The following is a 15,112-nucleotide window of genomic DNA, read 5'->3' as shown; positions in this document are numbered from 1 at the left end:
AGCCCGTCCCATGTCCTCCCCCACGCCCCGCGACATTGCCGAGACCTTCATTCGCTACGGCCTCGGCAAAGCCGACGCCGCCGTCTTCGATGCCCTGACCGCCGCCGACATCGTGGTCGAGACCGGCCTCAGTCCAGTGGAGCCGATCCGCGGCCGCGACGCCTACAAGGCGGTGTTCATGGAGTTCGCCGCGTCCTGGCCGGTGCGCGACCTCACCATCCACCGCATCGACGTTGCCGGCGACACGGTCATGGTCGAGTTCACGGCGACCGCCGAATTCGCTCGCGACTATTACGGCGTCGCCGCGACCCATCAGCTGGTGCCGATGCGCGAGATCCATCGCCTCGACATGTCCGATGCCCGCATCGTGCGCAGCGTCGTCGCGGCAGTGAACCTGCCGTTCGAGTTCATCATGTACCCGGCGCTCAAGGATGCGGTGCTCGGGCCGCTGCAGAGCGTGGCAAAGGCTTAAGCCGCCCAGCAAAAGGAGACGTCAGATGTCCCAGAACAAGCCCGTCGCACTCATCATCGGCATGGGCCCCGGTCTGTCGGCCGCGCTCGCCGAGCGCTTCGCCGCCGGCTGCTGCGCCGTGGTCGGCTTCGCCCGCCGGCCGGAGAGCTCCGCGGATCTCGTCCGCGCGCTGGCCGCGAAGGGGCTGCATCTCGAGATGCGCGCAGCCGATGCCGGCGATGCCGCATTCCTCGCCCAGGCGATCGCGCAGGTCGAAGCCGAGATCGGCCCGGTCGAGGTCCTGATCTACAACGCCTATCGCGCCACCTATGCGCTGCCGTCTTCCGTGCCGGTGGAGGAGCTGGTCGCGGACTTCCGCGTCAACGTCGCCGGCGCGCTGGCCGCCGTGCAGGCGGTGTTGCCGGGCATGCGCGCGCGCAAGCGCGGCACCATTCTGCTGACTGGCGGCGGCCTCGCGCTCGATCCGACCGGCTGGCTGCAGGCCGCCTCGCTCGCGGTCGGCAAGGCCGGCATCCGCAACCTCGCCGCCACGCTGCACAAGGAGCTCGCCGGCGACGGCATCCGCGTCGCGACCGTCACGATCAAGGGCCAGATCGCTGCCGGCACGGCGTTCGCGCCTGAGTTGATCGCCGAGCAGTATTGGCGCCAGCACGCCGCGACGGAGGCCAGTCCGGCGGAGGTGATTTATGGAGGGCGGTCCTGAAGCAGCGAGGGATCTCGCCGCGCATCAACCACCAGCGTCGTCCCGGCCTTGAGCCGGGACCCAAACTCCGCGGCGGTCATGTTGGACGAAGTGCCAACAACGTGCCTGCCTCAAACCGCTCGCTGGGGGTGTGGGTCCCTGCGTTCGCAGTGACGACAGTGTACTGTGGCCACAGTGTGCGTCACACGTCCGGTGTCGTCCCCGCGAACGCGGGACCCACACCGCGGATGCTATCGGGTGACGTTGCTGCCAGCGATCCACCTCATCAAGGCCGGTGGTTATGGGTCCCGGCTCAAGGCCGGGACGACACCGAGGGGAGGGATGCAGTGTACCGGACGGCGGAGAGCCGACAGTGCCTAACCATGCCCCTGCGGCCGCAGCGCGCGGCCGAGCGCCATCAGCGGGAAGTAGTGGCGGTACATGCCGTAGCGGAGCATGAAGGCGCGGGAGAGCTCCGGGCCCTGCATCAGGCGCTCCTGCAACGACGGATCGGTCAGCTTGATGGTCTGGCCGACGCCGTAGCCCGGGAAGCCGGTGCCGGTGAACTCCGGCTCGTCCCAGGTGCCGGCGGACTGGCGCTCGACCAGCCACATGCAGCCGCGCTCGATGGCGTCCTTGTCCTGGGGACGGTTGGCGGCGAGCAGGGCCATCAGGGCCCACGCCGTCTGCGACGCCGTGGTGGTGCCGCGGCCGACCGCCGAGATGTCCATGTAGGAGGCGCAGCTCTCGCCCCAGCCGCCGTCAGGCTGCTGGTGGGCGACCAGCCAGTCGCAGGCGCGGCCGATATAGGGCTGGGTCATGTCTTCGCCGATCGCCGCCAGCGCCGGCAGCACCGCGCCGGTGCCGTAGACGTAGTTGACGCCCCAGCGGCCGAACCACGGACCGCTCGGCTCCTGCTCTTTGCGGATATAATCGAGCGCCTGCACCATCGACGGATGGTTGCGCGAGATGCCGAGCTTGCCGAACGCCTCGACGATGTGGGCGGTGACGTCCACCGACGGCGGATCGAGCGCCTCGCCGTAATCGCAGAATGGGATCTTGGTCAGGATCTGCTGGTTGTTGTCCTTGTCGAACGCTCCCCAGCCGCCGCCCTGGCTCTGCATCCCGATCAGCCAGTCGACGCCGAGCTGAATCGCCTCGTCGATGCCCTTGGCCTTCCATTTGGGATCATGGCGCAGCGGGGCCAGCGCGATCAGCGCCACCGCGGTGTCGTCCGTGTCGGGATAATGGTTGTTGGCGTATTCGAACGCCCAGCCGCCGGGCTTGACGTGCGGCAGCTTCATCGACCAGTCGCCGGGCACGCGCACCTGGCGCGCGAGCACCCAGTTCACCGCCTTGTCGACCGCGTCGGGATAGTCGCCGAGCACGCCGGCATCGTCGAAGGCGAGCAATGTGAGGATCGTGTCCCACACCGGGCTGTTGGTCGCCTGGATATAGGTGGCCTCGCCGACATCGACGCGCCAGCCGGGATCGTTCAGCGCATCGAGTCCCTTGGCGAGCACGGGATGATTGAGCGGATAGCCCTCGGCGTAGAGCGCCATCAGGCCGTAGATCCAGGGCGGCTGGATGCCGCCCCAGGCGCCGTCGAAATCCTGGTGGCGGATCATCCACTCCAGCACGCGGCTGGTCGCGGCCGGGCGGAACAGGCCGAGATTGAGCCTGTTGCCGAAGTTCTGCAGCGCATGCAGCACCTTGTCGGCGCCGCGGAAGAACTTGTCCCAGCCGCCGGCATTGGCCTTCACCGGCAGCTCGTAGTCGAACGCGTCGCGCCCGCGCGGAAACAGCGTGTCGAGCCGGTTCTCCGGCGGCAGCGGCCGGCTCGGCCGCCGCGCCGACAGCAGCGCGATCGGCATCAGTGTGGCGCGCGCCCATTGTGCGAAATTGTAGATCGAGAACGGAAACCAGAGCGGAAACCAGATCACCTCGGGGGGGATGTTCGGGGTCTTCTCCCACGGCCATTCGCCGATCAGCGCCAGCCAGTAGCGGGTGAACACCCGGATGTTGCGCAGGCCGCCCTTGGCCTCGATCCACTCGCGCGCGCGGCGCACCGCCGGCTCGCTGTCCGGATAGCCCAGCGAGCGGAGCGCGGCATAGGCCTCGACCGTGGCATTGATGTCGCCATTGGGCGCGTTGAAATAGACCTGCCAGGCGCCGTCCGGGCGCTGGGTGTCGAGCAGCGATTGGCCCAGGCGCTTGCGCAGCGGATGATCCTCGAGGCCCATGAACCACAGCGCGAGGCACCATTGCGCCTCCATGCAGGCGTTGGATTCGGCGCGGCCGACCCAGTGCCCGTCAGGCTTCTGGTTTGCGATCAGCCAGTCCGCGGCCGCTCGGACCGTGGATTGCAAGGCGGTCTGATAATTCCCCGGGTCGCGCGGCGCGCGCGCGGAGGCCGAGCTGGTCAAGGTCATCACAATTCCTCTGGCGGCCTGACAGCGCCGCGACAGCCGTCGAATTCACCCCGCCCTATAGGGAATTTCGCCGCCAAATCCAATCAACTGGCTGTAGCAGGCCAGATCAAAAGGGAAACGAAACACGTACAGATAGAGGTCTTCGACGGTCGTGGTTAGCACCCGGGCGGGGACGGCGATGTGACGCCGCTCACAGGAAAGCGCTCCGCTCAAATCGGCAGGTAGTGGCGGAGCAGGGGGAGGAAGAAGATGGCGACCGTGATCAAAAAGCCGATCGTCCAGAGAATCGTGCGCAGCGAGGGCCGGTTGCCGATATAGGTCAGAACATAGGCGGTGCGCACGATCAGGAACAGCACCGAGAGCTCGTTGATCAGGTTCTGCGGCGCTGATCGGAACTCGGCCAGCAGCACGGCAGCGGCAAAGAACGGGAAGGCCTCGATGCCGTTCTGATGGGCACCGAGCGCCCGCTCGCGGATGCCTCCGTCATAAAAGGCGGGATCCCGAGGCCTTGCATTGTCGTAGCGCCCCGCGCCATCGACGCTGATCCATTTCGCCGGCACGATCGTTAAGAGGTAGAGCATTACGCTGGCAAAAATGCATAACTCGGCAATCGTCATGGCTCCTCCAGCCGGATGACATCGGTGAAATGGCCCTTATCTTGACAACGTTGAAACAAGCCGCCAAGCCACGCCCTTCACCAGTCACGGGCATCATGACCGCCGCCATCTCTCTCGACAATGCCAGGTCTGTCGAAGCCAAGCCGGTTGAAGCAAAGCCGGTTGAAGCAAAGCCTGTCGATTTGAAGCCGTCCTCCGCCGCGAAGACGGAGCGGGTCGGCGTGCTGCTGGTCAATCTCGGTACGCCCGACACGGCCGATGCCGCCGGCGTGCGCGTCTATCTCAAGGAATTCCTGTCCGATCGCCGCGTGATCGAGGACCAGGGCCTGCTGTGGAAGATCATTCTCAACGGCATCATCCTGAACGTCCGGCCGCGCAAGAAGGCGAAAGATTACCAGTCGATCTGGAACAATGAGAAGAACGAATCGCCGCTGAAGACGATCACGCGCGCGCAGAGCGAGAAGCTCGCGGCCGCCATGGCCGACCGCAGCCATGTCATCGTCGACTGGGCGATGCGCTACGGCAATCCGTCGATGAAGGCGGGCATCGACGGGCTGAAGGCCAAAGGGTGCGATCGCATCCTGGTGGTGCCGCTCTATCCGCAATATTCGGCGGCGACCTCGGCAACGGTGTGCGACGAGGCCTTTCGCGTGCTGACGGAGATGCGCGCGCAGCCGACCATCCGGGTGACGCCGCCCTATTACAACGATGATTTCTACATCGAGGCGCTCGCCGTCTCGATCGAGGAGCACCTCAAGACGCTGTCGTACACGCCCGAGCTGATCGTGGCCTCGTTCCACGGCATGCCCAAGGAATATGTCGACAAGGGCGATCCCTATCGCGAGCAATGCATCGCCACGACCGAGCTGCTGCGCAAGCGGCTCGGCATGGACGAAACCAAGCTGTTGCTGACCTTTCAATCGCGCTTCGGCTTCTCGGAATGGCTGCAGCCCTACACCGACAAGACCATCGAGAAGCTCGCCAAGGACGGCGTCAAGCGCATGGCCGTTGTGATGCCGGGCTTTTCCGCCGATTGCCTGGAAACGCTGGAAGAGATCTCCGGCGAGAACTGCGAGATCTTCAAGCACAATGGCGGCGAGGAATTTTCCGCTGTGCCATGCCTGAACGACAGTGAACCGGGCATGGAGGTCCTGCGGCAATTGGTGCTGCGCGAGCTGCAGGGCTGGCTCTGAGCATCCTCGGCCGTTGCCGACCGCTAGGTCGGCTTCACGCGGGAACAAGGTTAACGGCCGCGCGGCCGCCGAAATATCTTTCCTGAACCGCGCCCATCGGACCCCCGACAAAATCATGCAGCAATCCCTAGATTGTGATTGCTGCAGAGGTCGGTGAGGAGGCGGCTGTCTCCTCCCTTGGAGGATCCATGAGCGGTTTCGACATTTTCGCCATAGCGCTGGTGCTGCTGGTCGTCTTCACCCTGTACTCCGGCGTGAAGACGGTGCCCCAGGGGTTCGACTGGACCGTCGAGCGGTTCGGCAAATACACCCGCACCCTGTCGCCGGGCCTCAACATCATCGTCCCGTTCTTCGACCGCATCGGACGCAAGATCAACATGATGGAGCAGGTGATCGACATCCCCGAGCAGGAGGTCATCACCAAGGACAACGCCACCGTGACGGTGGACGGCGTGGCCTTCTACCAGGTGTTCGATGCGGCAAAGGCGAGCTACGAGGTCGCCAACCTGAACCAGGCGATCATCACCTTGACCATGACCAACATCCGTTCGGTGATGGGCTCGATGGATCTCGACCAGGTGCTGTCGCATCGCGACGAGATCAACGAGCGGCTGCTGCGCGTCGTCGACGCCGCGGTGTCGCCCTGGGGCCTCAAGGTCAACCGCATCGAGATCAAGGACATCGTGCCGCCGGCCGATCTGGTCGAGGCGATGGGCCGGCAGATGAAGGCCGAGCGCGTCAAGCGCGCCGACATTCTCCAGGCCGAGGGCCAGCGGCAGTCGGAGATTTTGCGCGCGGAAGGCGCCAAGCAGAGCCAGATCCTGCAGGCCGAGGGCCGCCGCCAATCGGCGTTCCTCGACGCCGAGGCGCGCGAGCGCGCCGCGGAAGCCGAGGCCAAGGCGACGCAGATGGTGTCGGATGCGATCGGCAAGGGCGACGTCGCGGCGCTGAACTACTTCATCGCCGACAAATACATCAAGGCGTTCGGTCAGCTCGCCGACTCGCCGAATCAGAAGGTGATCATGCTGCCGATCGAGGCGACCGGCATGCTCGGCGCACTGGCCGGCATCGGCGAGATCGCCAAGGCGACGTTCGGCGAGAGCGCGGCCTCGGCGGTGGCCGCCGCGCGCCGCGGCGGCTCGGTGCCGCCGGCGGGCACGCCGCCGAAGCCGCCATCACCGCCGCAGTCGTGAGGCAGGAGGTCATCTCATGAGCGACATGTTCGTGACGCTCGGTACCTGGAACTGGCTGATCTTCGGTGTCATCCTGATGGCGATGGAGCTGCTCGCGCCGGGCGTGTTTCTGTTCTGGCTCGGCCTCGCCGCGCTGCTGGTCGGCCTGCTGTCATTTGCCGTCGCGCCGGGATGGCAGCTGCAGATCCTGCTGTTCGCATTGTTCTCGATCGCCGCGGTGCCGCTGTGGCGGCGCCTGGCGCGCGCCAATGCGGCGGCGTCAGAGGACAATCCGTTCCTCAACCGCCGCTCGGCCGCGCTCGTCGGCCGCGAGTTCACGTTGGAGAAGCCGATCGTCAACGGCAACGGCACGGTGCGCATCGACGACACGGTTTGGCGCGTGGCGGGCCCGGATATCCCTGCCGGCAGCCGCGTGCGGATCGTGCAGGCGGATGGCGCGCAGCTGACGGTGACGGCGGCGTAGCGCTGCGGGTGACGTCGCTCGATTGATGCGATGGCCTCACCGCGTCATTGCGAGCGCAGCGAAGCAATCCAGGGCCGAGTGCGCAGCCCCTGGATTGCGTCGTCGCTGCGCTCCTCGCAATGACGAGGAGAGAGCTGGGCTCAATTCTGCAATCGCACGCCCAGCATCACGACGGTGCCCGACGATCCCGCACCCGTGATGTTCGAGTCGAGCTTGTCATATCGCAGTGACCCTTTGACCCACAGGCTGCGCGTCATCTTGTAGATGAGATTGCCCTCGGCCGAATACGTGCGATCGTTGCGGCCGTAGCCCTGATAGTCCAGCGTGCCGAAGGTGAACTTGCCGATGCCGGTCAGCCAGCGGCGGAAGTCGTGATCGACCTGCACCGTGTAGGTGCGCACCAGCACACCCGAGGCGCCGGCGACGGTGGTCTCGGCGACCTGCGTGTCGGAGAGGAAGCGCGCCGTCGTCAGCGGTGTCGCCGACCACACCAGCGAGGCCGAGGTCAGAAAGCCCTGCAGCCGGTTGAGGCGCGGATCGGTATAGCTGCGCGTGGCGTAGCCGAGCGAGAGCTCGCCGGTCAGAAGCCGGGTGAATTCGAAGGAGCTGCCGGCCTTGGCGTAGCCGCCGGCGGAATCGCGCTGATAGCCGGAGCGGTCGAACTGCAGGTCGTAGGTCCGGGTGTTGCCCTGCACCTCGGCGAACGGCTTGAGACCGGGCGTAACCTCGTAGGACACCCGGCCGATGCCGCCGAACTGGTTGTAGTTGCGGTCGTCGTTCGACGTCATCGTGCCGTCGGTCAGCTTGCTCTCTTGATAGCTGGTGCGGTCGGCGGTGGCGCCGGCCGAGATCTGCAGCCGGTTGAAGCGCTGGTCGAAGCCGACTGTCGTGCCGAGCGTGGTGTAGACCGGATAGCGGGCGAGGCCTGCCTGCACGCTCGGGCTGCCGGGATTGTCGGTCGCGGCGCGCAGGCGGAGCTGGGCGCCGACCGAGGTGTCGCGGCTGATGTCGAGGCGGCCATCGACATGGCCGGTGAAGTCGGGGCGGTCGAGCGTGGTCGGCGCCGAATTGATGCCGCCGTCCATGAGGGCGGGCAGGGTGCCGCCATAGCCGGTGAACGAGCCGCGCAAATCGGCGACCAGCGCGTGGCGCTCCCAGTTCGACACGGCGAGGAATTCCGGCGCGATCATCCAGGCGGGCATGCCGCGCGCGTTGGCGAGCCGGGCCGGATTGCTGTCGTAGCCGGCCGACAGCTCGACCGCACCCTTGATCAGAAAGGGACCGACATAGTCGCCGACAGCGCCGAACGGGTCGTCGTCGAGCTTGAGCCGCTTGCGCGGCGGCTGGCCGGGCACGGTGCCCGCCATGGCGGCCGGGACAGGCTGCCGGTTGGCGGAGGCCGATGGCGGCAGAGTTGGGCGCAACTGCCCGGTCAGTTCGCCCGAGGGGCGCGTGCCGGGTCCCGGCGCCGGCTGCGGGCGGGGCTGCGCGGGATAGTATTTCGGCTTCTTGCGGGTGCGGTTCAGCGAATCATAGCCGACATCGGCGGCGCCGCTGGCGGCGGGCACGCCGGGGAGCGGGACGCGGCTGGCGCCCGGGGCGGAGCTCGCCGGAGGCGAGGTGGTCGGGACGCCCGGCGTTGGCACGGGGTCGGAGAGGCCGCTCACCGCCGTCCGCCGCAGCGGCGAATCCTGCGGGGCGAGAAAGCCGTCGCGGACGGGGCGGAGCACGTCGAGGGTCTGGGACCGGGCCGCGTCGGGGCCGAGCACGCCGAGCAGCAGGCATGCGAAAGAGGCGCCGCGCAACATCGCGCGCCCCCCGCGGCCGCTGTCAGGCCTCCACCCCACGATGAAAATACTCCAACAAAATCAACTGCGTCGTCGGGGGAGTCCCGCGCCGCCGGCCAACACCGTCGTTAAGGGAGTAAAAACAAATATGGTTAATGGGCTGTTGATGGCGCCTTGCCGCCTTACCCATGCTAAAGAGCGGCGCCTGACTGTGTCAGCCTGAGTGTCTCAGCCCTGGAAGCGCGAATGCCGAGATCGAAGCCGTTGACCGACGCCACTCCCGCCAACGCGGACGTTCAATCGGCGCTGCGCACGCTCGACGCCGGCAGCAACGGTATTGCCGCGATCGCCGCGGCGCTGCGGGGCCCGTTGGGGGCGGCCTTTGCTGCCGCCGTCGGGCTGATCCGCCAGGCCAAGGGCCGCGCGATTCTCACCGGTCTCGGCAAGTCCGGCCACGTTGCCCGCAAAATGGCGGCCACGCTGGCCTCGACCGGCACGCCGGCGTTCTTCGTCCATTCCGCCGAAGCCGGCCACGGCGATCTCGGCATGATCACCTCCGATGACGTCGTCGTCGCGTTGTCCTGGTCCGGCGAGCAGCCGGAGATGAAGACGTTGGTGAACTACACCAAGCGCTTCGCGATTCCGATGATCGCGATCACCTCGAACGCGCAGTCGTCGCTGGGGCAGGCGGCGCGGATCGTGCTGGAGCTGCCGAAGGCGCGCGAGGCCTGTCCGCACAATCTCGCGCCGACCACCTCGACCCTGATGCAGGCCGCGATCGGCGACGCGCTCGCGATCGCGCTACTCGAGGGCCGCGGCTTCACCGCGCTCGAATTCGCCAATTTCCATCCGGGCGGCAAGCTCGGCGCCATGCTCAAGCACATCTCCGATCTGATGCGCTCCGGCGACGCGGTGCCGCTGAAGCCGCTGGGTACCGGCATGGCCGATGCGCTGGCGGAGATGTCGGCCAAGGGCCTCGGCTGCGTGGTCATCGTCGACGGCCGCGGCCATGTCGCCGGCATCATCACCGACGGCGATCTGCGCCGTAAGATGCGCGCCGATCTCTTGTCCGTCTCCGTCGACGAGATCATGACCGCCAACCCGCGCACCGTCCGCCGCGAGGCGCTGGCGTCGGAGGCGCTGGAGATCCTCAACTCCGCCAAGATCACCACGCTCATCGTGACCGACGGCGCCAGGCCCGTCGGCATCCTGCACATGCACGATCTCTTGCGCGCCGGGGTGGCGTGATCGTCTCAGACGGCCTCCGCTGCTCGCGGGAAGCGCGCCGCGCCACGCTCGAGCGGCAGTCCGAGCGCGTTCGCCAGGTATGAGACCGTGCGGTAGAAGCCGCAGAGCAGGATGATCTCGAGCACCTGGTCTTCCGCATAGCAGGCTCTCAAGCCTGCAAATTCGGCCTCGGTCAGGGTCGCGCGCGCATGCAGCGCGTCCACGGCTGCGATCAGCGCCTGCTCCTGCCCCGACCAGCATGGCGCATCCGCCGTGCCCAGAACCGTGGCGTCGGTCTGTTGCGGCGTCAGCCTCGCTGCGGCCGCAAAGGTTGCGACATGGACCCCCCATTCATATTCGCAGGCATTGAGCGCGCAGGTGCGATCGATGACGATCTCGCGGTCGCGCAGCGACAACGGGCCGCGATCCAGAACGCTCCCACCGCGGAATTTGTCCCAGGCGCGCGCGTGGCCGGCCATGACGCGGAACAGCATCAAGGGCGGCGCGCCGCGCATGATCTGATCGAACTGGATCTGGATGTCTGGCGGATAAGGCGGCTGCAGGGCGCTGATGCGGGGCATGATGACGTCCTCCTGCTCCTTTGCTACATTAAACGTAGCAATATGCTACATTTTTCATAGCGAATGGCAAGACCGGGGGAGATCACATCATGTCTCGCGCCATCAAGCCGGATCGCGTGCGCGGTTCGCGGAGCGGCCGTCCGATCATGGCACTGCTCGATCTGCTCGGCCGCCGCTGGTCGCTGCGCATCCTGTGGGAGCTGCGCGAGACCGAGCTTACGTCGCGTGCGCTGCGCGCGGCCTGCGACGATGCGTCCCCGACCGTGCTGCAGAGCCGCCTGGACGAGCTGCGCAAGGCCGGCTTCCTTCAGCTTGGGGAGGACGGCTATGGGCTGACGCCGCTCGGGCGGGAGCTGCTCGAAAATTTCCTGCCCCTGAACCGCTTCGCCGACCGCTGGCGCAAGCAGATGGAATGAGCGGCGGGGCAGGGCGACCATGCCCGCGTCCGGCTGTCTGCCCGCAGCGCCTCGTGCTATGGCTCCGGCTGTCACAAAAAGGCGGGGCAATGCCTGACCATTTCGATCTCGACAAATATCTTGCCCGCATCGGCTATCGCGGAGCGCTGACGGTAAGCTTCGAGACGCTCGCCGGATTGCAGGCGGCGCATGTCGATGCGATCGCGTTCGAGGGCATCGATCCCCTGCTCGGCCGTCCCGTGAATATCGATCTCGCTGCGGTGCAGGCCAAGATCGTCGACGGCCGCCGCGGCGGCTATTGCTTCGAGCAGAATGCGCTGCTGAAGGCCGCGCTGGAGGCGATCGGCTTCGCGGTGACGCCGCTGTCGGCGCGGGTGCGCTGGCGGCTCGACGCGTCCGCGCCGCTGACGCCGCGCACGCACATGATGCTCAAGGTCGACCTGCCGCAGGGACCGCACATCGCCGATGTCGGCTTCGGCTCCTGCCTGCTCGATACGCCTTTGCGGATGGTGCCGGACGTCGAGCAGGCGACCGCGATGGGCACGTTCCGACTGACCGTCTCCGATGGGCTGCATTGGCTTGCGGCCAGGCAGCCGGCGGGCTGGCGAATGATGTATGTGTTCGATCTGACGCCGCAGATCCACGCCGACTACATGCTGTCCAACTGGTTCACCTCGACCAGCCCGCTCACGCCGTTCACCTCGATGCTGATCCTGGAGCGGCTGACGTCGGAGGTTCGCTACAAGCTGGTCAACCGCCGGCTGGTGATCGAGGCGCGTGACGGCGAGATCAGGAGCGAACAGATCATCGAGACGCCCGAGGCGTTGCAGCGCGTCGTCGAGGAGGTGTTCGGGCTCACGCTCCCGGTCGCCGTCGAAACGATCTGGGCACGGATCGAGACGTGACGGGGTAGGGCGCCGCGATGGCCGATGAGTTTCGACTGGACTCCTATCTCGCCCGCATCGCCTGCCGCGGGCCGTTCGCACCCGATCTGCCGACGCTCAGCGCGGTGCAGGCCGCGCATGTCGATGCCATCACATTCGAGGCGCTCGATCCGTTGCTGGGGCGACCGGTCCATGTCGATCTGCCTTCGGTGCAGCGGAAGCTCGTGCATGGCCGTCGTGGCGGCTATTGTTTCGAGCAGAACGTGCTGTTTCAGGCTGCGCTGGAGGCGATCGGCTTCAAGGTCACCGGTCTCACCGGGCGGGTGCGCTGGCGCTCGCAGCCGACGGATCCGCTCGGGCCGCGCCAGCACATGATGCTGCTGGTGGAGGTCGAAGACCGGCCATACCTCGTCGATGTCGGCTTCGGCATCTGCCTGATGGATGCCCCGATCGCGCTGGAGGTCGGGCCCGAGCAGACCACGCCGATGGGCACGTTCCGCATCGGCACCTCGGATGAGCTTTACACGATCAGCGCCAAGCAGCCGACCGGCTGGCGCATGATGTACGCCTTTGATCTCGCGCCGCAGATCCATGCCGATTACGTGCTCGGCAGCTGGTACACGTCGACCAACGCAAATGTCCCGGCCACGCATACGCTGATGATGGAGCGGGTGGAGCCCGGCGTGCGGCACAAGCTGGTCAGCCGCCGTTATGAGCGTCAGGCGCGGGATGGCGAGCTGATCGAGGAGCGGGCGGTCGAGAGCGCTGAAGAACTCGGCCGGCTCATCGACGAGGTGTTTCGCGTGACACCGCCCGTGGCTGTCGAAGACATCTGGGCGCGGACGACGGCGTGATTTGTCAGTCACTCGATAGTCGGTGATCGATCCGCCGTCTTCCTGCAACGACGGTGCGCTCCCCTCCCCCCTTGCGGGGAGGGCTTGGGGTTGGGGGTACTTCGAGTCCACCTCGATATGAGGAGAGCTGAATTCTCTGACAGCAAGCGGGGACGCCTGCTGAGTCCCGATCATCCCACCGCGTCATTGCGAGCGAAGCGAAGCAATCCAGAGTCGCATGCGCGGCTCTGGATTGCTTCGTCGCTGCGCTCCTCGCAATGACGGAGAGAGTTGAGCTGAGTTGAGAAGAAGAGCGGGCGACAGTGAATGTCTGGCGCACGTTGAAACATACCTGAACTCAACGCTGTTCAGCGCCCGGAGACCCCCACCCCCGACCCCTCCCCGCAAGGGGGAGGGGAGCGCACCGGCTTCGGGGTAGGCAGTCCGGAAAATCTATTAAAGGCAATTATCTACGCGCTGACACGCAGCTCAGCGCGGCAGCTCGGTCTTGCCCATCAAGAACTTGTCGACGGCCTGGGCGCAAAGGCGGCCTTCGCGGATCGCCCAGACGACCAGGGACTGGCCGCGGCGCATGTCGCCGGCGGAGAACACCTTCGGCAGCGAGGTCTGGTAGTCCGACAGGTTCGCCTTGACGTTGCCGCGCGGGTCGAGGTCGACGCCGAGGCTCTTGAGCAGGCCCTCGTGCACCGGATGGACGAAGCCCATCGCCAGCAGCACGAGGTCGGCAGCGAGCTCGAACTCGGTGCCGGGGATCGGCTTGAACTGCGCATCGACCCGGACGCAGTGCATCTTCTTGACCGCGCCGTTCTCGCCTTCGAAGGTCTGCGTCAGCACTGCGAATTCGCGCGCCGCGCCTTCGGCCTGGCTCGACGAGGTCCGCATCTTCAAGGGCCAGTTCGGCCAAGTGAGCGCCTTGTTCTCACGCTCCGGCGGCGCCGGCATGATCTCGAGCTGGGTGACGGAGAGGGCGCCCTGGCGCAGCGAGGTGCCGATGCAGTCAGAGCCCGTGTCGCCGCCGCCGATCACGACGACATGCTTTCCGCCCGCGAGGATCTCGGTGGCGTTGACCGGCTCGTTGCCGACGCGGCGGTTCTGCTGCGGCAGGAAATCCATCGCGTAGTGGATGCCGGAAAGGTCGCGGCCGGGGATCGGCAGGTCGCGTGGCGCCTCGGCGCCGCCGGTCAGCGCCACGGCGTCATAATCCTTCAGCAGCGACTTCGGATCGATGCCGTCCTTGCCGCCGACATGGGCGCCGTAGTGGAAGACGACGCCTTCGCCTTCCATCTGAGCGATGCGGCGGTCGATGATGCCCTTCTCCATCTTAAAGTCGGGAATGCCGTAACGAAGAAGGCCGCCGGCCTTGGCGTGCTTCTCATAGACATGCACCTCGTGACCGGCGCGGGCGAGCTGCTGCGCAGCGGCGAGGCCGGCAGGGCCGGCGCCGACGATCGCGACCTTCTTGCCGGTCTTGACCGCGGCCGGCTCCGGCTTGAGCCAGCCGTTCTCCCAGGCCTTGTCGACGATGGCGCATTCGATCGTCTTGATGGTCACCGGGTTGTCGTCGATGTTCAAGGTGCACGACGCCTCGCACGGAGCGGGGCAGATGCGGCCGGTGAACTCCGGGAAGTTGTTGGTCGAGTGCAGGTTGCGCGACGCCTCTTCCCAGTTGCCGTTGTAGATCAGGTCGTTCCAGTCCGGGATCTGGTTGTTGACCGGGCAGCCGGTGGTGCCCGGCGCGGCCGAGCCGGTGCCGTGGCAAAAGGGGATGCCGCAATTCATGCAGCGCGCCGCCTGGTCGCGCAGCTCCTTCTCGGAGAGCGGCACCACGAATTCCTGGAAATGCTTCAGCCGCTCGGCAACCGGCGCGTATTTGCGATCGTGCCGCTCGATTTCGAGAAAACCTGTGACCTTGCCCATCTGCGTCTAATCCTCACCACCCACGAGATCGAAAATACCGTCCGGCCTTTGACTGATGACCAGCGTCCGATCTGTATCGTACGAAAAATTGCGCGGTACGTATCTTTCGCATGGCGACGGAGGTTGCCGAATCAGGAGGCTTTTTCCCGGCTTCAGAGAACCGTCCGTCGTGCCATTCATCACAGCGCTCAACTTCACCTCGTAGATCACGCCGAATTCCGTGCCCATGATCGTCGGCTGGCGCTCTTCATCCTTGTAGGATCGCACCAGCCGCGCCCGTACAACAAACTCACCTTGTCCGAGCTTGGACATGTCATCGCCTCTCGGCCACCCGTTCCAACCCCTACAGGCGTAAGCGGGATCCGACGACAGGATCGCCAACGCAAAGGCGAGA

The 15,112-nt window shown here is 66.2% G+C and carries 15 protein-coding genes; 9 read left to right on the top strand and 6 right to left on the bottom strand.

Annotated features, from left to right (window positions below; translation table 11 throughout):
- Window positions 1-10: 10 nt before the first annotated feature.
- Both BRADO_RS29055 and BRADO_RS29050 read left to right on the top strand, forming a co-directional pair.
- A complete protein-coding gene (locus tag BRADO_RS29055; protein ID WP_012029781.1) occupies window positions 11-472 on the top strand; it encodes a nuclear transport factor 2 family protein in 462 nt (153 codons plus the stop codon).
- A gap of 25 nt (window positions 473-497) precedes the next feature.
- On the top strand, window positions 498-1,175 hold the full coding sequence (locus tag BRADO_RS29050; RefSeq protein WP_012029780.1) for an SDR family oxidoreductase: 678 nt from the start codon (window positions 498-500) through the stop codon (window positions 1,173-1,175).
- Window positions 1,176-1,531: 356 nt separating this feature from the next.
- On the opposite strand, the gene shc is transcribed toward BRADO_RS29050, so the two are convergent.
- Window positions 1,532-3,586, bottom strand: coding sequence for a squalene--hopene cyclase (gene shc, locus BRADO_RS29045; RefSeq protein ID WP_012029779.1), 2,055 nt, complete (start codon window positions 3,584-3,586; stop codon window positions 1,532-1,534).
- A gap of 209 nt (window positions 3,587-3,795) precedes the next feature.
- On the bottom strand, window positions 3,796-4,203 hold the full coding sequence (locus BRADO_RS29040) for an MAPEG family protein (protein ID WP_012029778.1): 408 nt from the start codon (window positions 4,201-4,203) through the stop codon (window positions 3,796-3,798).
- Between the two features lie 95 nt (window positions 4,204-4,298).
- Here BRADO_RS29040 and hemH point away from each other — a divergent pair, with 95 nt between their 5' ends.
- The 3 genes from hemH (at window position 4,299) to BRADO_RS29025 (ending at window position 7,052) form a co-directional block, all read left to right on the top strand.
- Window positions 4,299-5,396, top strand: coding sequence for a ferrochelatase (hemH, locus tag BRADO_RS29035; RefSeq protein ID WP_012029777.1), 1,098 nt, complete (start codon window positions 4,299-4,301; stop codon window positions 5,394-5,396).
- 188 nt (window positions 5,397-5,584) lie between these two features.
- Window positions 5,585-6,589 carry an SPFH domain-containing protein gene (locus BRADO_RS29030; RefSeq protein ID WP_012029776.1) on the top strand — a complete coding sequence of 335 codons (1,005 nt, stop codon included), beginning with the start codon at window positions 5,585-5,587 and terminating at the stop codon, window positions 6,587-6,589.
- Between the two features lie 16 nt (window positions 6,590-6,605).
- Window positions 6,606-7,052 carry an NfeD family protein gene (locus tag BRADO_RS29025; protein WP_012029775.1) on the top strand — a complete coding sequence of 149 codons (447 nt, stop codon included), beginning with the start codon at window positions 6,606-6,608 and terminating at the stop codon, window positions 7,050-7,052.
- A gap of 140 nt (window positions 7,053-7,192) precedes the next feature.
- Here BRADO_RS29025 and BRADO_RS29020 read toward each other — a convergent pair whose 3' ends face one another.
- Window positions 7,193-8,899, bottom strand: coding sequence for an outer membrane beta-barrel protein (locus BRADO_RS29020; protein WP_012029774.1), 1,707 nt, complete (start codon window positions 8,897-8,899; stop codon window positions 7,193-7,195).
- 186 nt (window positions 8,900-9,085) lie between these two features.
- On the opposite strand from BRADO_RS29020, the gene BRADO_RS29015 reads away from it, so the two are divergent.
- A complete protein-coding gene (locus tag BRADO_RS29015; protein ID WP_012029773.1) occupies window positions 9,086-10,087 on the top strand; it encodes an SIS domain-containing protein in 1,002 nt (333 codons plus the stop codon).
- A gap of 5 nt (window positions 10,088-10,092) precedes the next feature.
- Here the strand turns inward: BRADO_RS29015 and BRADO_RS29010 are convergent, their stop codons facing one another.
- Window positions 10,093-10,647: a carboxymuconolactone decarboxylase family protein gene (locus BRADO_RS29010; protein WP_012029772.1), complete on the bottom strand. Its 555-nt coding sequence runs from the start codon at window positions 10,645-10,647 to the stop codon at window positions 10,093-10,095.
- 89 nt (window positions 10,648-10,736) lie between these two features.
- On the opposite strand from BRADO_RS29010, the gene BRADO_RS29005 reads away from it, so the two are divergent.
- From BRADO_RS29005 to BRADO_RS28995, 3 genes are all read left to right on the top strand, one after another.
- Window positions 10,737-11,063 (top strand): helix-turn-helix domain-containing protein, encoded by a 327-nt coding sequence (locus BRADO_RS29005; RefSeq protein ID WP_012029771.1) that lies wholly within the window; start codon window positions 10,737-10,739, stop codon window positions 11,061-11,063.
- Between the two features lie 89 nt (window positions 11,064-11,152).
- Entirely contained in the window at window positions 11,153-11,968 is an 816-nt protein-coding gene (locus tag BRADO_RS29000; protein WP_012029770.1) for an arylamine N-acetyltransferase, read from the top strand.
- 17 nt (window positions 11,969-11,985) lie between these two features.
- On the top strand, window positions 11,986-12,801 hold the full coding sequence (locus BRADO_RS28995) for an arylamine N-acetyltransferase (RefSeq protein WP_012029769.1): 816 nt from the start codon (window positions 11,986-11,988) through the stop codon (window positions 12,799-12,801).
- A gap of 468 nt (window positions 12,802-13,269) precedes the next feature.
- Here BRADO_RS28995 and BRADO_RS28990 read toward each other — a convergent pair whose 3' ends face one another.
- Together BRADO_RS28990 and BRADO_RS28985 are read right to left on the bottom strand one after the other, a co-directional pair.
- Entirely contained in the window at window positions 13,270-14,718 is a 1,449-nt protein-coding gene (locus BRADO_RS28990; protein ID WP_012029768.1) for a glutamate synthase subunit beta, read from the bottom strand.
- Between the two features lie 6 nt (window positions 14,719-14,724).
- Entirely contained in the window at window positions 14,725-15,030 is a 306-nt protein-coding gene (locus BRADO_RS28985) for a hypothetical protein (RefSeq protein ID WP_041757102.1), read from the bottom strand.
- Window positions 15,031-15,112: the final 82 nt, after the last annotated feature.

This window comes from Bradyrhizobium sp. ORS 278, assembly GCF_000026145.1.
Lineage (GTDB): Bacteria > Pseudomonadota > Alphaproteobacteria > Rhizobiales > Xanthobacteraceae > Bradyrhizobium.
Note: the sequence above shows the minus strand (reverse complement) of the source record. Positions and strands in the feature narration are given on the sequence as shown.

What these genes read in the sequence shown, in the direction of transcription:
- BRADO_RS29055 (WP_012029781.1), top strand. Translation starts at nt 11, where the DNA reads ATGTCCTCCCCCACGCCCCGCGACATTGCCGAGACCTTCATTCGCTAC.
- BRADO_RS29050 (WP_012029780.1), top strand. Translation starts at nt 498, where the DNA reads ATGTCCCAGAACAAGCCCGTCGCACTCATCATCGGCATGGGCCCCGGT.
- shc (WP_012029779.1), bottom strand. Translation starts at nt 3,586, where the DNA reads ATGACCTTGACCAGCTCGGCCTCCGCGCGCGCGCCGCGCGACCCGGGG.
- BRADO_RS29040 (WP_012029778.1), bottom strand. Translation starts at nt 4,203, where the DNA reads ATGACGATTGCCGAGTTATGCATTTTTGCCAGCGTAATGCTCTACCTC.
- hemH (WP_012029777.1), top strand. Translation starts at nt 4,299, where the DNA reads ATGACCGCCGCCATCTCTCTCGACAATGCCAGGTCTGTCGAAGCCAAG.
- BRADO_RS29030 (WP_012029776.1), top strand. Translation starts at nt 5,585, where the DNA reads ATGAGCGGTTTCGACATTTTCGCCATAGCGCTGGTGCTGCTGGTCGTC.
- BRADO_RS29025 (WP_012029775.1), top strand. Translation starts at nt 6,606, where the DNA reads ATGAGCGACATGTTCGTGACGCTCGGTACCTGGAACTGGCTGATCTTC.
- BRADO_RS29015 (WP_012029773.1), top strand. Translation starts at nt 9,086, where the DNA reads ATGCCGAGATCGAAGCCGTTGACCGACGCCACTCCCGCCAACGCGGAC.
- BRADO_RS29010 (WP_012029772.1), bottom strand. Translation starts at nt 10,647, where the DNA reads ATGCCCCGCATCAGCGCCCTGCAGCCGCCTTATCCGCCAGACATCCAG.
- BRADO_RS29005 (WP_012029771.1), top strand. Translation starts at nt 10,737, where the DNA reads ATGTCTCGCGCCATCAAGCCGGATCGCGTGCGCGGTTCGCGGAGCGGC.
- BRADO_RS29000 (WP_012029770.1), top strand. Translation starts at nt 11,153, where the DNA reads ATGCCTGACCATTTCGATCTCGACAAATATCTTGCCCGCATCGGCTAT.
- BRADO_RS28995 (WP_012029769.1), top strand. Translation starts at nt 11,986, where the DNA reads ATGGCCGATGAGTTTCGACTGGACTCCTATCTCGCCCGCATCGCCTGC.
- BRADO_RS28990 (WP_012029768.1), bottom strand. Translation starts at nt 14,718, where the DNA reads ATGGGCAAGGTCACAGGTTTTCTCGAAATCGAGCGGCACGATCGCAAA.
- BRADO_RS28985 (WP_041757102.1), bottom strand. Translation starts at nt 15,030, where the DNA reads ATGTCCAAGCTCGGACAAGGTGAGTTTGTTGTACGGGCGCGGCTGGTG.